Origin of the sequence: Sphingobacterium sp. UME9, assembly GCF_014170215.1 — a bacterium.
Taxonomy (GTDB): domain Bacteria; phylum Bacteroidota; class Bacteroidia; order Sphingobacteriales; family Sphingobacteriaceae; genus Sphingobacterium; species Sphingobacterium paramultivorum.
This window is the reverse complement of the sequence record NZ_LZZP01000013.1, coordinates 239,738-258,844: the sequence shown is the minus strand read 5'-3', so window position 1 is coordinate 258,844 and position 19,107 is coordinate 239,738. Positions and strand designations below refer to the sequence as shown.

The window sequence follows — 19,107 nt, the reverse complement described above, 5'->3', positions numbered from 1 at the left end:
GCTAAATTAAAGCCCTGAGGATTCTATTTCAAAATATGATGTTTTATGACTAAAGCCGTAAACTTACTGATTAACAAAAAATTGGAGAGTAAACCTGAAAAGAAAAATCTGTTCAATAAAATCTCCATTATAAAATTAATAGCCGAATTAGGATCTGTATCGGTAAATGACATTGTAAAAAACCTCTATTTAAGCCTGCCTACGGTAAATAGCCTCATTGCAGAATTGCTGGAAGATGATTTTATCCGTCAATTTGACAAAGGAGAATCTATTGGTGGACGTAAACCCAATTTATATAAGCTATGTGATGGATTATTTCAGGTGCTATCGATTGAACTCCAACGTTTCTCCATCACACTGAGCATAATGGACAACAACCAGAACATTATTGCTGAAACTATTGAGCTTGATAATGAATTATCTCGCAATGGAGAAAATCTAGCTATTATCACACAAATCGTTGATCAATATCTCATCGATAAATCAGTTGATACCGAGAACCTAACAGGGATTATTATTGGCATGCCAGGACTAATCAACGCTGAAGAAGGTACCAACGAGACTTTTTTACATGAGGACAATCAATCCATAACAAACTATTTTGAGCGCATATATAAAAAACCGGTCTTCATTCTGAATGACGTCAAAGGTGCAGCTTATGCTGAATTGAAATTTGGATTGGCAAAAAACACAAAAAACAGTTTAATTATCCTAATGGATTGGGGGATAGGTTTAGGAATCGTGTCCAATGGCGAAGTCTACCTAGGCCGTGATGGCTACTCCGGGGAAGTAGGACACATGCCCTTTATCGACAACGGTGAACTTTGCTACTGTGGGAAAAGGGGCTGTTTGGAAACCGTAGCTTCCGGAATTGCTTTGGTCAACAATGCTAAACAGGAAATTCAAAAAGGAGAGCTGACTAAATTAAATGAATTGCAACCCGATGAATTACAACATTTAACACCGACACATATTATTGAAGCGGCAAACAAGGGTGATCAATTTGCAATAAACCAGATTTCAAAACTAGGGACAAATCTAGGAAAAGCTTTTGCATCCTTAATACAGCTACTCAATCCCGAATTGATCGTGTTGGGTGGAAAAATTGCAAAAGCAAATGAATTGATCACGATTCCGATACAGCAAGCCATAAATTCCTATACCATGGCCATTTTGAAGGAACATTGTGACATAAAAGTGTCAAGTCTAAATCTCGACAGCAATACCGTGGGTCTGACAAATTATTTTATCACGAAGTACCTATCGGTTGAATTGCTTCATAAATCCAAAATCTAGAACTGCCCTGTACTCAACAAGACAAGAGTACAGGCTCTTTCTGTCTTAATACCGTGCTCCATAGCGAGCTGTTCCAATTCTGCATTCTCCGCACCAGGATTAAATATTATTCGTTTTGGCTTCGTCGCTAATATATAATCGTAATATTCTTTCTGATTAGGCTCACTAAGATACATTGTCACAGTATCAATATCCGTATAGATCTCACCTTTCTTTTCAATAGGAACTCCGGCGGCTTCCCCTCCACTCAAGCCAATATTGACGATAGCATGCCCATGTTTATGCAACATATTTGCAGCTTTATTCGAATAACGTGAAGGATTGGTACTAGCACCTAAAATCAATGTTTTTTTCATCCCTTTTTATATCTTTTGTGTTTACCTGTTGTATGCATACTCAGTGCATGTAGATTATCTTCTTTGCCTTCTCGTTACAATAGGATAAAGAAGATAATCTAAATTCTCAAAGTAGCATCGCCCAAAAATTACTCATCGATGATAAAATCACCATGGTTGCTATACGCATTTTTACGCAATACTGGCATTCCCATGATTTTATAAAGCTCGTCCAATTTGACCAAGCTTCCATTTGTCATATTAGAAAGTAAAACAATAACTATGTTTCTCTTTAAATCTCTTACATAAATATGTCTAAAACCGTGCCACCAACCTGTATGGTATACGATATGATCATTACCATGCTCAAACGTACGCCAACCATAACCATAGCTAAAAATTCCCTTTTTGGCATCCGGATATCCTCGGTATGCCGAATCCAATGTTGACTGCTTTAACAATCGTCCATCTCTCAAAGCAAGATCAAAACGATAAAGGTCACGCACTGTACTATAAATTCCTTTGTCACCAAGCGGTCCATCCTGAAAATTTTGCACGACCGATCTTCGCCATACCTTGTCATGCCCAATAACGTTAGTCGGAATTTTATCATACACTGCCTTAGAAAGTGCAGCTGTATTTGTCATTCCTGCAACATTAAATACGCTATCTTTCATATACGTAGCGTAATCTTGCTTTGATATCTTTTCAATAATGGCCCCTAAGACCATAAAGTTGGAGTTATTGTAAAAGAAACGCCCTCCTGGCGCACCATAGCGATTGGGTTTAAATTCAGTCAACATTTTCATCACATCCTGATTCGTCATTCCTTTCTTACGATCAGGCCAATGTTCCTCGGAAAAATAAACGTAATTAGGTAATCCCGAACGGTGTGTCAATAACATTTTTATGGTAATACCAGGATAAGGAAAATCTGGATAGAAGTCATTGATCGTTTGATCGAGCCGTAACTTTCCTGCCTCCACTAACTTTAAAATTCCGACAGCTGTAAGCGGTTTAGAAACGGAAGCGAGTTCAAATTTGTCATCAATTTTTAGACTATCCCGTTTTAAGTAATTGGCCCAGCCGAATGTATTCTGATATAAAATTTTACCATCTTTAGCAACAAGAACATTCCCATTGAATGCAGCTTTTGAATGAAGATTTTTCATAAAAGCATCGATCTTCTGATCTGCATTATTTGGATTATAGATGAGCCTTGTGCTATCCACTTTTGCCTGCGCTATCGCTGCTTCCTTCTGTTTTTTCTCTTTTGAACTACAAGCCACTGTAGATACAAACAAAAGAGCGACTATTCCCTTTAAAAAAAATAATTTCACTATACTAAGTCTCCCGGATTTTTGTGTTTTCTGTATTGTATATCAATAAATACCTCCTATTTCCTGTGTCCTAAATAATGTCAAATTATTGAAGCTCGTAATAGAAGGACCAGCATACTGATAATAATGCTAAAATGAAGATTTTAGTATAAAAAAACGAATTTTTCCCCACAATAATTGTTATTCATCGTATATGTTACCTTTTTTACGCACAGAGTCTCCTTTACTATAGCGTTGGACAACGTGTACTTACTTCAACCAAACAGATAACGATAGAAACTATCGGTAAAAAAAGCTTTCCCGTGGAATGAGCTTAATCAATTAAGGCCATAAAAAAAGCCACTTTATTACTAAAGTGGCTTTTAATTCCTCTATTAAAGGATTATGCTAATAATCTTACTGGATTTTCAACCAAAGATTTTAATGTTTGCAAAAATGCAGCTCCAGTTGCACCATCAACCACGCGGTGATCACAACCCAAAGTCACTTTCATTACATTACCAGGAACTACAGCACCGTTTTTAACAACAGGAACTGCTTGAATAGCACCAACAGAAAGAATAGCTCCATCTGGTGAGTTGATAATGGATGTAAATTCGTCAATTCCAAACATACCTAAGTTGGAAACTGTAAATGTAGATCCTTCCCAATCCGCAGGCTGTAATTTTTTAGCTTTCGCCTTTTGGGCGAAGTCTTTCACCTCTGCAGAGATATGTGACAATGATTTACCGTCTGCAAAACGCACAACAGGAACTAATAAACCATCTTCAACAGCCATTGCAACACCAATGTTGGTATGCTCATTGAAACGGATTTTATCGCCTTGCCATGAAGAGTTTACAGCAGGATGTTTTTTCAAGGCAACAGCAACAGCTTTTACAACGATATCATTGAAAGAAACTTTTACTGGAGCAATCTCATTGATCTGTGCACGAGCAGCCATTGCATTGTCCATGTCAATAGATACAGTCAAATAAAAGTGTGGAGCTGTAAACAATGACTCTGCTAGACGACGCGCAATAGTTTTGCGCATTTGGTTAACTGGTTTTTCAGTATAACGCTCTTCACCAACAAATGTAGGCAAAGTAATTGCTTTTGCTTCGGTTGCAGGAGCAGCTGCAGCTTTTGTCTCCGCAGGTTGTGCAGCAACAGGAACAAATGATTCAACGTCTTTCTTCACAATACGGCCACCATCTGCAGAACCTTTGATATCACCTAAGTTGATCCCTTTTTCTTGTGCAATTTTACGTGCTAAAGGAGAAGCTTTCACACGAGAATCATCGCTTGAAGACGATGCTACCGGTGCAGCAGTTACAGCAGCAGTTGAATCAGCTTTAGGAGCTTCAGCACTTTCCGCCTTTGCAGGTGCAGATTTTTGATTTAACAAAGGTGTGATATCAGTTCCAGCAGGACCAACGATCGCGATGATATCGTTAACCTTTGCAGCTTGTCCAGCTTCAAGACCAACATATAACAAGGTGCCATCAGCATAAGCTGTAACTTCCATAGTCGCTTTATCAGTTTCTACATCAGCAATAGCATCGTCAGATTTAATCGTATCACCAACTTTGAAGTTCCATTGCGCAATGACGCCCTCTTTCATGGTATCACTTAACAAAGGCATTGTAATAACCGTACATCCCAATTCTTCAGGAGTTACAGTACTAGCCGAAGATTCTGATCCAGAAACTTCTTCTGCTTTTTTCTCTTCAGTTTTTTCTGGTGCTTTTTCAGCAGCAGGTGCATCACCACTCAACAATGCTTGAAAATCTTCACCCGGCTCTCCTAAAACAGCAATAACAGCATCAATAGCTACTGCTTCGCCTTCTTTGGGACCAATATATAAAAGAGTTCCTTCTTGGTAAGACTCAAAGTCCATCGTAGCTTTATCTGTTTCAATCTCAGCTACTAAATCACCAGAATTTACTTTATCACCAACTTTTTTGTGCCATTTCGCGATGACCCCTTCGGTCATTGTATCGCTCATTTTCGGCATTCTTACTACTTCAGCCATTCTTTATTATATTATCAAGTTAAAGAGTATTAATCTAAAATAAATGGATAGTCTTGTTGTACATATACATCTTTGTACAATTCATCTGCAGTTGGATAAGGAGATTCCTCTGCAAATTTCACCGACTCCTCAACGACCTTTTTCACATCAGCCTCAACTTCTGCAAACCAAGCGTCATCTGCATAGTTGTTTTCTAAAATAGCATGTTTAGTCGACAACAATGGGTCACGGTCTTTATACGCTTCTAGTTCTTCTTTCGTACGATATTTAGCTGGATCAGACATCGAGTGTCCTTTGTAACGGTATGTACGAATTTCTAGGAATGTTGGACCTTCTCCTGCACGAGCACGTTGAACAGCTTCGTCCATCGCATTATGTACAGCAACAACATCCATTCCATCAACCGGAGCAGAAGGCATATCGAAACCTAAGCCCATTTTGTAAATATCCTGCATGTTCGTTGTACGTTGTACAGAAGTACCCATTGCATAACCGTTGTTTTCACACACGAAGATAACCGGAAGTTTCCACAACATCGCCATGTTCAATGTCTCATTGAATGCACCTTGACGCACAGCTCCATCACCCATATAACAGATATTTACATTATCTGTACCAAGATATTTTTCAGCAAATGCAATACCAGCACCTAAAGGAATCTGACCACCAACAATACCATGGCCACCCATGAATTTGTGTTCTTTGGAGAAGAAGTGCATAGAACCTCCCTTACCTTTTGAACAACCAGTGATCTTTCCATATAATTCAGCCATACAAGCATTTGCAGAAACGCCTTTAGCCAAAGCGTGGGCGTGATCACGATAAGCAGTGATTAAAGAATCTTCAGGTTTGATTACTGACATCGTTCCAGCGACTACAGCCTCTTGTCCTATGTACAAGTGACAGAAACCACGAATCTTTTGCTGTCCGTAAAGTTGACCTGCTTTTTCTTCAAACTTACGCATAAGTAACATAGACTTATACCACTCCAAATATGTCTCTTTTGTTATAGGTGTTGAACTCATTTCAAAGTTTTGATTTTCTTACTATTCTAGACTACAAATCTAATAATTTTGGACGAATTTCCTTGCCCAAAAATCAATTTTATTTATACTTTAAGACACTTCTAAGACATTTGATTTAAAGTATATAGCATTTGATTGCAAATAAATGAACGGCACAATCAAATAAATCAAAAACTTATGAAAATAAAAAAGCCAAAGGACTTAATAATCATTTGGCTTAATCTATTTTATGCAAACTGTTTGCTATCGAAGTTTTTGTATCAGCTCACTTTCAGTTACCTTTACCTGTTCCCCGCTTTCCATGTCCTTTAAAGACAATTGCCCTGAAGTAGCCTCTTCGTCACCCACTAATAATACGTAGGGAATTCCTTTCCCATCCGCATAACCCATTTGTTTTTTCAATTTTACAGGAGAAGCATAGAGTTCCGAAGCGATATTTTCCTTCCGAAGCTTATTGAGTAAATTCAGGGTATAACTTTCCAGTTGCTTATCAAAATTTATAATCAGGAGCTTGGTAGAATCGGCCTTACCGATAGGAAATAACTCCAGCTCTTCCAACACATCATAGATGCGATCCGCACCAAAGGAAACACCGACTCCTGTCAGCCCCTTCAGCCCAAACATACCTGTTAGATCATCGTAACGACCACCGCCACCTATACTTCCCATGGCAACCTCATTCGTCTTGACCTCAAAGATACAACCTGTATAATAATTAAGACCTCGAGCCAATGTAATATCCAGATCTATGATTTGATTAAGCAACTTTTCTTCAGCACCTAATTTGCCGACATAGTCAAACACTTCTTCAATCTCAGCAATACCATTTAAACCGACAGCAGAAGTTGCTAAAATCGTTTTTAAGGAAAACAGTTTCTCATCATTCGAGCCTTCCAATAAAATTATAGGTTTCAAAATAGCAAGATCTGCTTCTGTAAAACCTCTTTCCAACAGCTCTTTGTTGACACCTTCCAACCCGATTTTATCCAATTTATCGATCGCGACGGTCATATCCACAATCAGTTCCGGTTTTCCGATGATTTCAGCAATACCTGAAAGAATTTTCCGGTTGTTGATTTTGATATTAAAATCTTTCAGTCCAAAACGTTCGAAGGCTTCTTGATAAATCAAAATAAACTCAGCTTCATTCAATAGACTTTCTGACCCGACCACGTCGACATCACATTGATAAAACTCACGGTATCTTCCGCGCTGCGGACGATCTGCACGCCACACAGGTTGTACCTGAAAACGCTTAAATGGTAAAGTAATATCATTTTGGTGCATCACAACATAGCGTGCAAACGGCACCGTAAGATCATATCGTAGTGCTTTCTCTGATATATGAGGAATGAGCTTATTGGAATTTTTATCGTGAAGCAGGTTATCTGGCGCTTTCGCCAAGTAATCACCCGAATTAAGAATCTTAAAGATCAATTTATCACCCTCGTCACCGTATTTACCGGTAAGGGTTGTCAAATTTTCAAATGAAGGGGTCTGTATTTCATTATAGCCATATTTTCTGAATACCGTTTTCAGTGTATCGAAAATATAGTTACGTTTGATCATTTCGGAAGGTGAAAAATCACGCGTTCCTTTTGCCAAAGAAGGTTTTACTACTGCCATATTTGGCAAAGTTAATAAAATCCTTTATTCTACTTCCAGAATTTTAAGGAATTCACAGGCTTTTTCGGCAGCAGATTTCTCTGCAGATTTCTTATTAAAATCACGGCCAAGCCCACAAACAACGCCATCAACGACCGCTTCAATACTAAACATTTTAGAAGACTCCCCTTCTGGGTTGTCTGTTTGCCGAAATACGATCTCTTTGCCAGTATGTTGACACCACTCAATCAATCGACTCTTAAAGTTTGTTTCCGTCTGTTCCAATAGATGAATATCGACGTGCGGTTTAATAATTCGATTCAACAAAAAGCTCTTTGTAAAAACATAGCCCCTGTCCAGATAGACTGCCCCTACCAATGCCTCAAAAGCATCTCCCAATAAGGATCCTTGTTTATTCGGAAAACTGATCATTCGCGCATCAAACTGGATAAGCTCATTAAACCCCAACTTTCTGGAAAGCTGGTTTAGGTTTGCTCTACTGACAATTTTTGAGCGCATTTCAGTAAGGAACCCTTCATCTTTATAAGGATACTTCTTAAATAACAGTTCAGCCACAACCGAACCCAAAACAGCATCACCCAAGAATTCTAAACGTTCGTTGCTATTCTTTGCGCCCTCCTTAATTGTAACGGCGACAGACTTGTGTCTGAACGCCATCTTGTACAGATGTACATTTCCGGGAACAAATCCAAGCAGGTTTTTTAGTTTTCTAACGTATTCCCGATCTGGCGAAAAATATAATTTATATATCCTTGCAAAAGGCATCTCTTCTAAAAATAAGGCGACAAGTCCTAGTTAAAGAACCTGTCGCTAGCTCATATTATCAAACCATGTTTGAAGGATCAAACATTAAGCTTTATATTTTTTCACAATAACGGTAGCATTATGCCCACCGAAACCGAATGTGTTGCTCAACGCCGCATTAACGGTACGTTTTTGCGCTTTGTTGAATGTAAAATTCAAGTTATTATCAATTTCCGGATCGTCTGTAAAGTGATTGATTGTCGGAGGGACAATATCATTTTGAACAGCCAATATAGAAGCGATAGTTTCTATGGCCCCTGCAGCACCCAAAAGGTGTCCTGTCATTGATTTAGTTGAACTGATATTCAATTTATAGGCGTGTTCACCAAACAGGTCAACAATAGCCTTCGTTTCACTAATATCACCGACCGGTGTAGAAGTCCCATGAACATTGATATAATCAATATCTGAAAAATCCATCTCTGCATCATTTACAGCCATTGTCATAGCCAGTTTTGCGCCCAATCCTTCAGGATGCGATGCTGTGATATGATGTGCATCAGCACTCATTCCACCCCCTGCAATCTCTGCATAGATTTTTGCTCCACGTGCTAAGGCATGCTCCAAACTTTCTAAGATCAAGGCACCTGAACCCTCTCCCGAAACAAAACCATCTCTATCTTTATCAAAAGGACGTGAGGCTGTTTTAGGATCGTCATTTCTGGTTGACAAAGCATGCATAGCATTGAACCCACCAATTCCAGCTTCATTGACTGTAGCTTCTGATCCACCCGTAACAATCACATCAGCTTTGCCCATACGAATATAGTTAAAAGCATCTATCATTGCATTGGTAGCTGAGGCACAAGCCGATACGGCAGAAAAGTTGGGACCACGAAGACCATGACGCATTGAAATATGTCCTGGAGCAATATCAACGAGCATCTTAGGAATGAAGAAAGGATTGAAACGAGGTGTTCCATCTCCTTTTGCAAAATTTGCAACTTCTTCAGTGAAAGTTGTTAAACCCCCAATTCCTGAACCCCAAATTACTCCGATACGATTTGTATCTAATTTTTCAAAATCTAAGCCAGCATCTTTAATTGCCTCATCTGTTGACGCAATTGCATACTGTACAAAAGGATCGACTTTACGAGCTTCCTTACGATCCATAAATTCATGCGGATCAAACCCTTTTACCTCACATGCAAACTGAGTCTTGAATTTTGACGCATCAAAATGCGTAATAGGAGCAGCTCCGCTTACACCATTTATTAACGCCTCCCAGTAAGCTGAGACGGTATTTCCAATTGGTGTAAGGGCGCCTAATCCTGTTACTACTACTCTTTTAAGCTCCATTTATTACGATTAGCCTAATTAAATTAGTTAGTTAACGTTTTTTTCTAAATAAGCGATTGCTTGACCAACAGTACCAATAGTCTCTGCTTGATCATCAGGAATAGCAACGTTGAATTCTTTTTCAAACTCCATGATCAACTCAACAGTGTCAAGTGAATCAGCACCTAAATCATTAGTGAATGAAGCTTCTGGTGTTACTTCGTTTTCGTCAACACCTAATTTTTCAACGATAATTGCTTTTACTCTTGAAGCGATATCTGACATGATTTTATAGTTTAATTGTTTAATAAATCTGTGCAAAGAAAAATAAATTTCATCAAAATTCAAACCTAAATTGATATTTAGATGAAAGTCACCACGTTAGGCGACCGAACTTATTCGCGTCTTATACTAGCTAACCCACTCTATATTAACTTAGTTCAAGTATAACAAAAAATATTTTGTATTCCAAACGCTCAGCTAATTAACTCAAATTTTACACAAAAAGTATATTCCAACCTTGAAATTATTAGTACCTTCGTTAGCAGAGGAACATATATTTAAGCATTAAAGTGGTCAATAAGTTAGTAGCAAGATTAGATATGGATATGGACGAAGAGTTGGATTTTACCCTACTCGCCATTACCTGTTCTTTGAAAGATTACCGACTCTGCCATTTCATCAACAAGGAGACTAATCTGAATTTTTCCAGAGGAAAAGAAAGCAAATACGACCACGATGGTCGACAAAAAAACAAACCCGAAGAAGAACTTGAATATCATATTATCTTTGACACAAAGAAAAAAATAAGCTACCACTTCACTGCTTTTCATCACCTTATCCCCGATGCCGATACCGAATATTTTCTTATCAACAATAAGAGCATCGAAGGAACTTATTTAATTCCTGAAAACCCCCACTTTGATTTTTTTATCATTATAAAAAACTACATCTGTGAGGATGACGTGGAACATATTATCAAAAGGATCAGCAAATTACCCGAAGTCGTCATTGCAAAAGAAATATCGCCAAAAATATTGAAATCTAAAGAAAATCTCATATTTTAGCAAACTGTAGGTTAGTGTAGCAAATACACCCCAGTTTAGATCTAAATTAATTCGATTTAGTTTTGACAGAACACAACAATATAGTTTGCTATTTGTTGTGATTAATGAAGAACATTTAAAATACAAAATAACAGATGGAAAAAGTTCAAAAAAGGACTAAAATTGTCGCAACATTAGGCCCTGCCTCGGCAGACAAACAAGTTTTGACCAACATGATTGCCAAAGGGGTTGATGTGTGCCGGTTGAATTTCTCTCATGGCAGCCAGGAAGATCACCTTAAGGTAATCGAAACTATAAATGCAATAAATAATGAAACAGGATTCAATGTTGCCATCTTAGCCGATTTACAAGGTCCAAAAATTAGGATCGGAAAAATGAAAGAAGGTGGCGCTGTTCTCGTGAATGGTTCAAAAGTTGAAATCACGACACACGAGCTTATCGGAGACGAAAACAGAATCTACATTACATACGAAAACTTTCCAAACGATGTTGAAGCCAACGAAATCATTTTACTTGACGACGGAAAACTTCAACTTCGTGTTTTAGAGACCAATCATAAAGACACTGTTGCCTGTGAAGTTGTACATGGAGGTGTTCTTACTTCACGTAAAGGCGTTAACTTACCAAATACCAAAGTATCTATCCCTTCGTTGACCGAAGAAGATTTAGACAACTTGAATTTTGCCTTGGATCATGGTGCAGACTGGATCGCTATGTCTTTCGTCCGTTCGGCAGAAGATATTTTTCAATGTAAAAAAATCATTGAGGCAAAAGGAAGCCATGCACGTGTAATCGCAAAAGTTGAAAAACCAGAAGCGATTGAAAATATTGATGCAATTATTGAAGCTACAGATGCTGTTATGGTTGCTCGTGGAGACTTGGGTGTTGAGCTTCCAATGGAAGAGGTACCAGGACTTCAAAAGATCATCGTACAGAAATGTAGAGATCTTTCAAAACCAGTGATCATTGCGACACAGATGTTGGAAAGTATGATCACTACACCACGTCCTACACGTGCTGAAGTAAATGACGTAGCCAACTCCGTATTGGATGGAGCGGATGCTGTGATGTTAAGTGGCGAGACTTCAGTTGGTGAATTCCCTGAAATCGTTATCGAAACAATGAGCAAAATCATTATCCACGTGGAACAAACTTCTTATCCTTATTATAATGAGAAAGTTAGTGAAATCCACGACGGAACACTTATTCCGGACGCGATTTGTGCTTCTTCAGTTTACCTTGCTCAAAAAACAAATGCATCAGCAATTGCGGTATTGACATCATCTGGAGCAACAGCGTTTGAAATTACAAGTTATAGACCAAATGTAGATATCTTAGTTTTCACAGGAACACAAAAATTGCTGAAACAACTCAGCCTACTTTGGGGAGTAAAAACATTTATCTACGACAAGTTCGAAAGCACGGATGGATCTATCCATGATGTTAACAAATTTATTGTAAAAAATAACTACGTTAAACCTGGATCTATCATTATCAATACAGCTTCGACGCCGTTAATCGAAAAAGGTAAAACAAATACAATCCGTGTTTCCCAGCTATAATGGACAATAAGGATTAAAGCAAAAAAAATAGCGTTCTAGATAGAACGCTATTTTTTTTGCTTGTTTGGATACAAGGAGTCGATTTTTAATTTAAAGTCCTTCACCTTTAACGAATCATTCAAGCGCCTAAACGGAAGATTGTTTTCTTTCTCATCACCTTTGGGCATTTTTTCTGTTCCTGGCATCGGAGCTAAACCATCCACACGATTTGGCTTCTTAATGGGCATATGATATTTTTCATCTGAAGAATCCAATTTTAGGACAGGCATCTTTGATTCTTTTTCCTCCATTAAAGGAATCTGCGGCTTTACCTTCACCTGCCCCAAAGCAATGGTCCCTATGGAAGATAATACCAATAATAATACATAACTTTTCATCTCTATATAGTTGTTAAAGAGTATCTGCACTCATTTGCACCAATGAACACGTTATACTCGGCTTATTCACTTCTACAGCAGCCAGACTCGACCGCGTAGATTAAATTTATCAAATAGACCAATTCAGCATATAATTCATTTCTATTCACTAATTTACAAACAACAGCACCTATATTTAAACAGATTGCTGTTAAACATTGTTAAAACAGCATCAAAACACATTAGCATCTTTATATTTGTAACAATTTAAGAAAATATGAGCTACCGGACCTTAAATGGCCACTCACATGGTATAAGGGATGGATACGCAAATGGTAAATAAACTGAGTGCTATAAACTTTGTTATATATTCAAAATACATTTATTTAATACCCAATTCTAATGAAGAAAAATAGCATTGTATTAATCATTGGACTGATGTCTCTAGCTCTAATTGGGGTATTGGCTATGCAATTCTATTTTCTGAGAGATTCCTATCGTCAAAAATCCCAATTATTTGATGAGTCCGTCAATGCTGCGATTACAGCTGTTGCCGGAAAGCTTGAACGACGGGAAGTGGTCGACTTTGCTAAAGTTCAACAGGAACGTAACATTGAAAAATCCAAGCAGGAACAAGCCAAACAACGTCTTTTGGCCGAGCAACTCGAAATACAGTATAGAATTGAAGAATTAAAAAACAAACAACATGTTGTTTTCTCAAACTTTAAAGAGCAAGAAGACCAATTACGCGCATTGTATCCAAATGTAATTGAAATCAAGAATTCTTTTTACGAAACATACATCAAAAGACCGGAGTACCAGAAATTCATCAAATTTTCTGTTTCAAATGAGCTTACCGACGATAATCTTGTACAGGCTTTTATCATGTTAAATGCATCAAAGGTAGATGATCAGATTAGTGGAAAAGACGATAGCACACGGTTTGTTATCCCCCTTATGGACCCACTGGTCAATCAACAGACAAAATTCAGGGTAGCCACATTACCACCTAGAGAGAACACGAAACTTGCAAAAACAATTTCTGATTTGGAAAAAAGATTGGATATTCTCAACAGAAAAAATGCTTGGAGTGGTTTTAATGTATACGATTCCGTTGCCATGCTGGGGGGCAAAAAAGCAGACTACATCGAAGATGTTGCTATTGGAATGGAGCTGGCTAAACGTCCGTTAAAAGATCGATTGAATGTTATTATCGTCCAAGAACTTATCAAAGAAGAGTTGGCTCAACGCGACATTAAAGCTCCTTTTAATATTGAAATATGGAGTACAAACAATATATTACTGAATAATATTTTAAACGAAGCCGCTTTAAATAACCCGACAAATACAACAAAATACTCGACCGCACTTTTTAAAGGTGATATCGGTGCTGCGCCAGGGAAATTAACAATCTATTTCCCCAATAAAAAGGCAATAATCGCAGATAATATGGGCTATCTGTTACTACCTATGCTGGCACTACTTTTCTTGCTGGTGGGTTGTTTTGCTTATACACTGATTATCATCTTCAGACAAAAGAAAGTTTCGGAAATGAAAACAGATTTCATCAACAACATGACGCATGAGTTTAAAACACCTGTTGCAACAATTATGATTGCCAGTGAGTCACTTAAAGATCCAGACATCAATGCCGACCACAAGCGCGTTCAGAAATTGGCTAATATCATCTACGACGAAAATGTTAGACTCGGAAATCATATTGAACGTGTACTCGATTTGGCAAGACTAGAAAAAGAAACGCTAAAACTCGACCAGGTAGAAGTAAGCATCAATGATCTTGTTTCTGCAGTAACGGACAGTATGCAGCTACGCATGCAGAATATCGGCGGAAAATTCAGTATAGATCTTGCAGCGACCAAGGATATTGTTATTGGTGATGAGTTACATTTTTCGAATGTATTTTACAATTTATTGGATAATGCCATCAAGTACAGCAAAGGAGATTTACATGTCAACATCAATTCAAAAAATGTTGGCGATACCATTGTCGTCACCATTGCCGACAACGGCATTGGGATGAGCCGGGATCACCTGCAAAAGATTTTCGACCAGTTCTACCGTATTCCAACTGGAAATGTTCATAATGTCAAAGGATTTGGTCTTGGCTTAAGTTATGTACAGGACATCCTGAGAAGGCTGAACGGAAAAATTACAGTTAAAAGTGAAAAAGATAAGGGCACGACCTTTGAAGTAATTTTGCCTATTAAAAAATAAAACGTTCCTTTTTTGTATATTTCCTCTTTAAAAAATTTCAAAGGTTGAGGAAAGCTGATTTATCAGCATCAAGGGACATTGGTGAAAATTAATATAATCATTATGCAAAAGATATTATTAGCAGAAGATGATCCTAATTTGGGGGATCTTTTAAAAGACTATCTCGAATTAAAGGGAAAATTTGACGTCACATTATGCACGGATGGAGATGAAGCGATTTCTCAATTCAAAAAAAATAACTACGACCTCTGTATTTTCGATGTCATGATGCCAAAAAAGGACGGATTTACAGTTGGACGTGAAATCAGAAAAACAAACAATACTGTTCCTATTATCTTTGCCACAGCAAAGGGGATGATGGAAGATAAAACCGAAGCCTTTGAACTAGGGGGAGATGATTATATCACCAAGCCTTTTCGAGTTGAAGAATTATTGCTCCGCATCAATGCTTTATTGAAACGCAGTGTTCGAGACAAAGAAGAGGAAGTGGTTGCTGATAAATTTGAAATTGGCGATTATTTCTTTGATTATACAAGTCAGCAAATTTCTTACAAAGGACAGATGCAAAAACTATCCACTAAAGAAGCGGAACTACTACGCTTGCTTTGTTTAAAGAAAAATGACGTGCTGACCCGGGAAGAAGCTTTATTAAAAATATGGCATGATGACAACTACTTTACGGGTAGAAGTATGGATGTATTTCTCAGTAAACTTCGTAAATATCTAAAAGAAGATAGTAAGGTTGAAATTGTCAATGTGCACGGAAAAGGTTACAAACTTTTGGTGAGCTAAAAGAATGGGGAATGAGAAATACAGTCATTCCCCATTTTTTATGCTACACAGTGTATTGAAACATAGCATACACTAATTCATGGATGAAAAGAAAAGAACAAAACAATTTCATCTTTAGTAGAATATAAAAAATTGACGCACTTTTATAAAAAATTTGCATTTCAAAAAGAAATGTTCTAACTTAGCGTCGCTTATAGAGAAAGGCAGAGGGAATAGACCCGATGAAGCCTTAGCAACCTGTCCCTTGACAAGGTGCTAAATTCTACCCTACTTGATATGGGAATGATAAGCCGAAGTCACCGAATTCTAGTGTGTCCTTCTCTCTCTAGCAAGAAATATAGTTGAAAAAGAAATATTAAAAACATTCATTATGTTATTGACTAACAATTTAGGTTACCCTCGTGTGGGCGCGTTCCGCGAATTGAAAAAAGCCAATGAGGCCTATTGGGCTAAAAAATCTTCTGTTGAGGAATTATTGGACACAGCAAAAAAAATTCGTGAAGGCAATTGGAAAACACAAAAAGATGCTGGAATAGATTTGATCCCTTCCAATGATTTCTCTTTTTACGATCAAGTATTGGATTTAACCCTTACTGTTGGTGCAATTCCTGCTCGTTACCATTCTTTATTGAATAAAGTAGACAACAATTACAGCTTAGATCTATATTTTGCCATGGCGCGTGGTTTCCAACAAGAAGGAATCGACGTGACGGCAATGGAAATGACCAAGTGGTTGGATACCAACTACCACTACATGGTACCAGAATTCACAAAAGATCAAGAATTCAAATTGACGTCCGAAAAATTCTTAAATGAATATAACGAAGCAAAATCATTAGGCATCGATACTAAACCAGTTCTACTAGGTCCTATCACTTATCTTTTGATCGGTAAAGAAAAAGAAGCTGGCTTCGACCGCATCGATTTATTGGATAAACTTGTTCCAGTATATGAGCAAATATTAGCTAAACTAGCTGAGGCTGGTGCCCAATATGTTCAGATTGACGAGCCTTTCTTAGCATTGGATTTAGATGCTAAAGTAAAAGCTTTATATCAACCTACTTTCGAAAAATTAGCTGCAGCAGCAAAAAATATCAAATTAATCGCGACGACTTACTTCGAAGCTTTAAAAGACAACGAAGATATCGCAGTTAACCTACCTATCCATGCTTTACATTTGGATCTGGTACGCGGTGAAAACCAATTGGATACGGTACTAGCTAAAGTTCCTGCTTCATTAACATTATCTTTGGGTATTGTTGAAGGCCGTAACATCTGGAAAAATGATTACGAAAAATCATTGGTTAAAATCAAACAGGCTGTTGATGCATTAGGAAAAGACCGTGTATGGGTAGCTCCTTCTTCATCATTGTTGCACGTTCCTTTTGACTTAGACAATGAGCACAATGAGCAATCGCTACCAGCTGAAGTAAAAAACTGGTTAGCATTTGCTAAACAAAAATTAGCTGAGGTAAAAGACTTAGCCGTACTAGCGGAAGGTGAAGTTGATGCTGAAACAGCAAAACGCTTCGAAGCTAACAAAGCTGCTGCTGAAAGCCGTCGTACTTCTCCATTGATCCACAAACCAGAGGTTAAAACACGTACAAGCAATATCACTGATAACGATGCAAAACGTACTTCAGCATTTGCTGACCGTAAAGCAGCGCAACAAGCGAAATTCAACTTGCCGGCATTCCCTACTACAACTATTGGTTCATTCCCACAAACGAAAGATGTTCGTAAATGGAGAGCAGACTTGAAAAAAGGTGCTATCACGCAGGCAGAGTACGATAAAGCAATCGCAGAAGAAACTGAGAACACAATCCGTCTTCAAGAGCAATTAGATATCGACGTATTAGTACACGGCGAATTCGAACGTAACGACATGGTTGAATACTTCGGTGAACAATTGGCTGGTTACGCTTTCACACAAAACGGTTGGGTACAATCTTACGGTTCACGTTGTGTAAAACCTCCAATTATCTATGGTGATGTATACCGTCCTGAAGATATGACTGTCCGTTGGTCTTCATACGCGCAATCATTGACAAATCGTCCGGTTAAAGGTATGTTGACTGGCCCAGTAACAATTTTACAATGGTCTTTCGTACGTAATGATCAACCGCGTTCAACAACGACTTACCAAATTGCATTGGCGATCTTGGATGAAGTACAAGCGTTGGAAAAAGCAGGTATCAAAATCATACAAATCGATGAACCAGCTATCCGTGAAGGATTACCGCTACGTAAAGCTGATCAAAAAGATTACTTGAACTGGGCAGTACGTGCTTTCCGTGTTTCTTCATCAAATGTAGAAGACGATACACAGATTCACACACACATGTGTTACTCTGAGTTCAATAATGTAATCGAAGATATCGCTGCAATGGATGCTGACGTCATCACGATTGAGACTTCACGTTCTCAAATGAAATTGTTGAATGCTTTCGCCGGTGATTTCAAATATCCAAATGATATTGGTCCAGGTGTCTATGACATTCACTCACCACGTGTTCCAAGCAAAGATGAGATGGTAGATCTATTGCGTAAAGCAAAAGCAGTAGTTCCAGCAGAACAGCTTTGGGTTAACCCTGACTGTGGTTTAAAAACTCGTGCTTGGCCAGAAACCAAAGCGGCTTTAGAGTCGATGGTTGAGGCTGCGAAAATCTTAAGAGCAGAATAATTCTTAAACTATATTGATAAAGCCCTAGATGAAATTTCATCTAGGGCTTCTTTATGGGACCTTGGTTCGAAACAAAAACTGTTATCGGGATAGTGTAAGACTATTTTCGGGTGTTCTTCTTTTCTTTCTTATTTTCCTTTTCTCTCCCGTTCTTAATTTCCTGTTTCCCTTTAATCCGATCTTCAATCGACTTCAGGCTTGACGAAAAATCAAGATCAACATTTTCAAGTTTTGCCATCTTTAACGCCTTCAATGCCTTTTTGTATTTTCTTAATTTTTCAAATAGAAGTGCTTTCTTGATCCAAATCCCTGTCAAGGGCATCGCCGGAAGTGTCAAAGCAAATTTAATCGTCTTTTTTGCAGCTTCATAATCCCCCATATCAATCAATGTCTGAATGAAATAAGGATATACTTCCAGTGCCTGCACATTATGCACCAAAGCTTCCTGGAAATACCTTTTTGCCTGCTCATAGTCCAATAGCTGTTCGGCATGAACTCTTCCCATCAAACAAAGCGCCATTGTATTGGACTCATCATAAGACAGTGCATAGGATAAGGATTCCATGGTCTCCTCCAAATACATAGGATAATTATCCAGTGCCTGAAGGACATATTTATTTACTGAATTCATAAAATTTTCTAAAACATAACATTCATATCCAGCTTTCACAATAACCTTGAAAGTAACTGGATT

16 protein-coding genes and 1 riboswitch are annotated in these 19,107 nt (G+C 38.0%); of the genes, 6 read left to right on the top strand and 10 right to left on the bottom strand.

All coding sequences use genetic code 11. The annotated features are described in order from the left end of the window. Positions 1-45: 45 nt before the first annotated feature. Positions 46-1,296, top strand: a complete 1,251-nt coding sequence (locus tag A9970_RS20115) for an ROK family transcriptional regulator (RefSeq protein ID WP_153844923.1) — start codon at positions 46-48, stop codon at positions 1,294-1,296. Here the strand turns inward: A9970_RS20115 and A9970_RS20110 are convergent. From A9970_RS20110 to A9970_RS20075, 8 genes are all read right to left on the bottom strand, one after another. Then, positions 1,293-1,652, bottom strand: a complete 360-nt coding sequence (locus A9970_RS20110) for a CoA-binding protein (protein WP_182983476.1) — start codon at positions 1,650-1,652, stop codon at positions 1,293-1,295. The two genes, A9970_RS20115 and A9970_RS20110, sit on opposite strands and share 4 nt — an antisense overlap. Before the next feature lie 128 nt (positions 1,653-1,780). Beyond that, positions 1,781-2,971 (bottom strand): serine hydrolase, encoded by a 1,191-nt coding sequence (locus A9970_RS20105; RefSeq protein ID WP_153844921.1) that lies wholly within the window; start codon positions 2,969-2,971, stop codon positions 1,781-1,783. Between the two features lie 382 nt (positions 2,972-3,353). Further along, a complete protein-coding gene (locus A9970_RS20100; protein WP_182983475.1) occupies positions 3,354-4,985 on the bottom strand; it encodes a pyruvate dehydrogenase complex dihydrolipoamide acetyltransferase in 1,632 nt (543 codons plus the stop codon). 29 nt (positions 4,986-5,014) lie between these two features. Continuing rightward, on the bottom strand, positions 5,015-6,010 hold the full coding sequence (gene pdhA, locus A9970_RS20095; RefSeq protein WP_046674850.1) for a pyruvate dehydrogenase (acetyl-transferring) E1 component subunit alpha: 996 nt from the start codon (positions 6,008-6,010) through the stop codon (positions 5,015-5,017). Positions 6,011-6,253: 243 nt separating this feature from the next. Further along, entirely contained in the window at positions 6,254-7,636 is a 1,383-nt protein-coding gene (hisS, locus tag A9970_RS20090) for a histidine--tRNA ligase (protein ID WP_182983474.1), read from the bottom strand. Between the two features lie 24 nt (positions 7,637-7,660). Continuing rightward, the gene (rnc, locus tag A9970_RS20085) at positions 7,661-8,401 is read right to left on the bottom strand and encodes a ribonuclease III (protein ID WP_075990857.1); all 741 of its coding nucleotides are present in this window, start codon (positions 8,399-8,401) and stop codon (positions 7,661-7,663) included. Between the two features lie 84 nt (positions 8,402-8,485). Further along, complete coding sequence (gene fabF, locus A9970_RS20080) at positions 8,486-9,739, bottom strand: beta-ketoacyl-ACP synthase II (RefSeq protein WP_120333106.1); 1,254 nt, start codon at positions 9,737-9,739, stop codon at positions 8,486-8,488. Positions 9,740-9,766: 27 nt separating this feature from the next. Next, on the bottom strand, positions 9,767-10,003 hold the full coding sequence (locus A9970_RS20075; RefSeq protein WP_028070665.1) for an acyl carrier protein: 237 nt from the start codon (positions 10,001-10,003) through the stop codon (positions 9,767-9,769). A gap of 287 nt (positions 10,004-10,290) precedes the next feature. Between A9970_RS20075 and A9970_RS20070 the strand changes: the two genes are divergently transcribed. Both A9970_RS20070 and pyk read left to right on the top strand, forming a co-directional pair. Beyond that, entirely contained in the window at positions 10,291-10,785 is a 495-nt protein-coding gene (locus A9970_RS20070; RefSeq protein WP_227550100.1) for an IPExxxVDY family protein, read from the top strand. A 134-nt stretch (positions 10,786-10,919) separates the two neighbouring features. After that, a complete protein-coding gene (pyk, locus tag A9970_RS20065) occupies positions 10,920-12,347 on the top strand; it encodes a pyruvate kinase (RefSeq protein WP_153844918.1) in 1,428 nt (475 codons plus the stop codon). 47 nt (positions 12,348-12,394) lie between these two features. Here pyk and A9970_RS20060 read toward each other — a convergent pair whose 3' ends face one another. Continuing rightward, on the bottom strand, positions 12,395-12,724 hold the full coding sequence (locus A9970_RS20060; RefSeq protein ID WP_153844917.1) for a hypothetical protein: 330 nt from the start codon (positions 12,722-12,724) through the stop codon (positions 12,395-12,397). Between the two features lie 381 nt (positions 12,725-13,105). Here A9970_RS20060 and A9970_RS20055 point away from each other — a divergent pair, with 381 nt between their 5' ends. From A9970_RS20055 to metE, 3 genes are all read left to right on the top strand, one after another. After that, positions 13,106-14,938, top strand: a complete 1,833-nt coding sequence (locus A9970_RS20055) for a sensor histidine kinase KdpD (protein WP_153844916.1) — start codon at positions 13,106-13,108, stop codon at positions 14,936-14,938. A 102-nt stretch (positions 14,939-15,040) separates the two neighbouring features. Continuing rightward, positions 15,041-15,730 carry a response regulator transcription factor gene (locus tag A9970_RS20050; RefSeq protein WP_172840643.1) on the top strand — a complete coding sequence of 230 codons (690 nt, stop codon included), beginning with the start codon at positions 15,041-15,043 and terminating at the stop codon, positions 15,728-15,730. A 188-nt stretch (positions 15,731-15,918) separates the two neighbouring features. Continuing rightward, a riboswitch (SAM riboswitch) is annotated at positions 15,919-16,022 on the top strand. A 78-nt stretch (positions 16,023-16,100) separates the two neighbouring features. Continuing rightward, positions 16,101-18,413, top strand: a complete 2,313-nt coding sequence (gene metE, locus A9970_RS20045) for a 5-methyltetrahydropteroyltriglutamate--homocysteine S-methyltransferase (RefSeq protein WP_159731409.1) — start codon at positions 16,101-16,103, stop codon at positions 18,411-18,413. A gap of 100 nt (positions 18,414-18,513) precedes the next feature. On the opposite strand, the gene A9970_RS20040 is transcribed toward metE, so the two are convergent. Beyond that, complete coding sequence (locus tag A9970_RS20040; RefSeq protein WP_153844914.1) at positions 18,514-19,044, bottom strand: hypothetical protein; 531 nt, start codon at positions 19,042-19,044, stop codon at positions 18,514-18,516. Positions 19,045-19,107 lie beyond the last annotated feature (63 nt).

Bases quoted from the DNA above. Each gene is read 5' to 3' on its own strand.
- A9970_RS20055 (WP_153844916.1), top strand. From the start codon at position 13,106: ATGAAGAAAAATAGCATTGTATTAATCATTGGACTGATGTCTCTAGCT.
- fabF (WP_120333106.1), bottom strand. From the start codon at position 9,739: ATGGAGCTTAAAAGAGTAGTAGTAACAGGATTAGGCGCCCTTACACCA.
- hisS (WP_182983474.1), bottom strand. From the start codon at position 7,636: ATGGCAGTAGTAAAACCTTCTTTGGCAAAAGGAACGCGTGATTTTTCA.
- A9970_RS20115 (WP_153844923.1), top strand. From the start codon at position 46: ATGACTAAAGCCGTAAACTTACTGATTAACAAAAAATTGGAGAGTAAA.
- rnc (WP_075990857.1), bottom strand. From the start codon at position 8,401: ATGCCTTTTGCAAGGATATATAAATTATATTTTTCGCCAGATCGGGAA.
- pyk (WP_153844918.1), top strand. From the start codon at position 10,920: ATGGAAAAAGTTCAAAAAAGGACTAAAATTGTCGCAACATTAGGCCCT.
- metE (WP_159731409.1), top strand. From the start codon at position 16,101: ATGTTATTGACTAACAATTTAGGTTACCCTCGTGTGGGCGCGTTCCGC.
- A9970_RS20060 (WP_153844917.1), bottom strand. From the start codon at position 12,724: ATGAAAAGTTATGTATTATTATTGGTATTATCTTCCATAGGGACCATT.
- A9970_RS20100 (WP_182983475.1), bottom strand. From the start codon at position 4,985: ATGGCTGAAGTAGTAAGAATGCCGAAAATGAGCGATACAATGACCGAA.
- A9970_RS20050 (WP_172840643.1), top strand. From the start codon at position 15,041: ATGCAAAAGATATTATTAGCAGAAGATGATCCTAATTTGGGGGATCTT.
- A9970_RS20110 (WP_182983476.1), bottom strand. From the start codon at position 1,652: ATGAAAAAAACATTGATTTTAGGTGCTAGTACCAATCCTTCACGTTAT.
- A9970_RS20075 (WP_028070665.1), bottom strand. From the start codon at position 10,003: ATGTCAGATATCGCTTCAAGAGTAAAAGCAATTATCGTTGAAAAATTA.
- A9970_RS20040 (WP_153844914.1), bottom strand. From the start codon at position 19,044: ATGAATTCAGTAAATAAATATGTCCTTCAGGCACTGGATAATTATCCT.
- pdhA (WP_046674850.1), bottom strand. From the start codon at position 6,010: ATGAGTTCAACACCTATAACAAAAGAGACATATTTGGAGTGGTATAAG.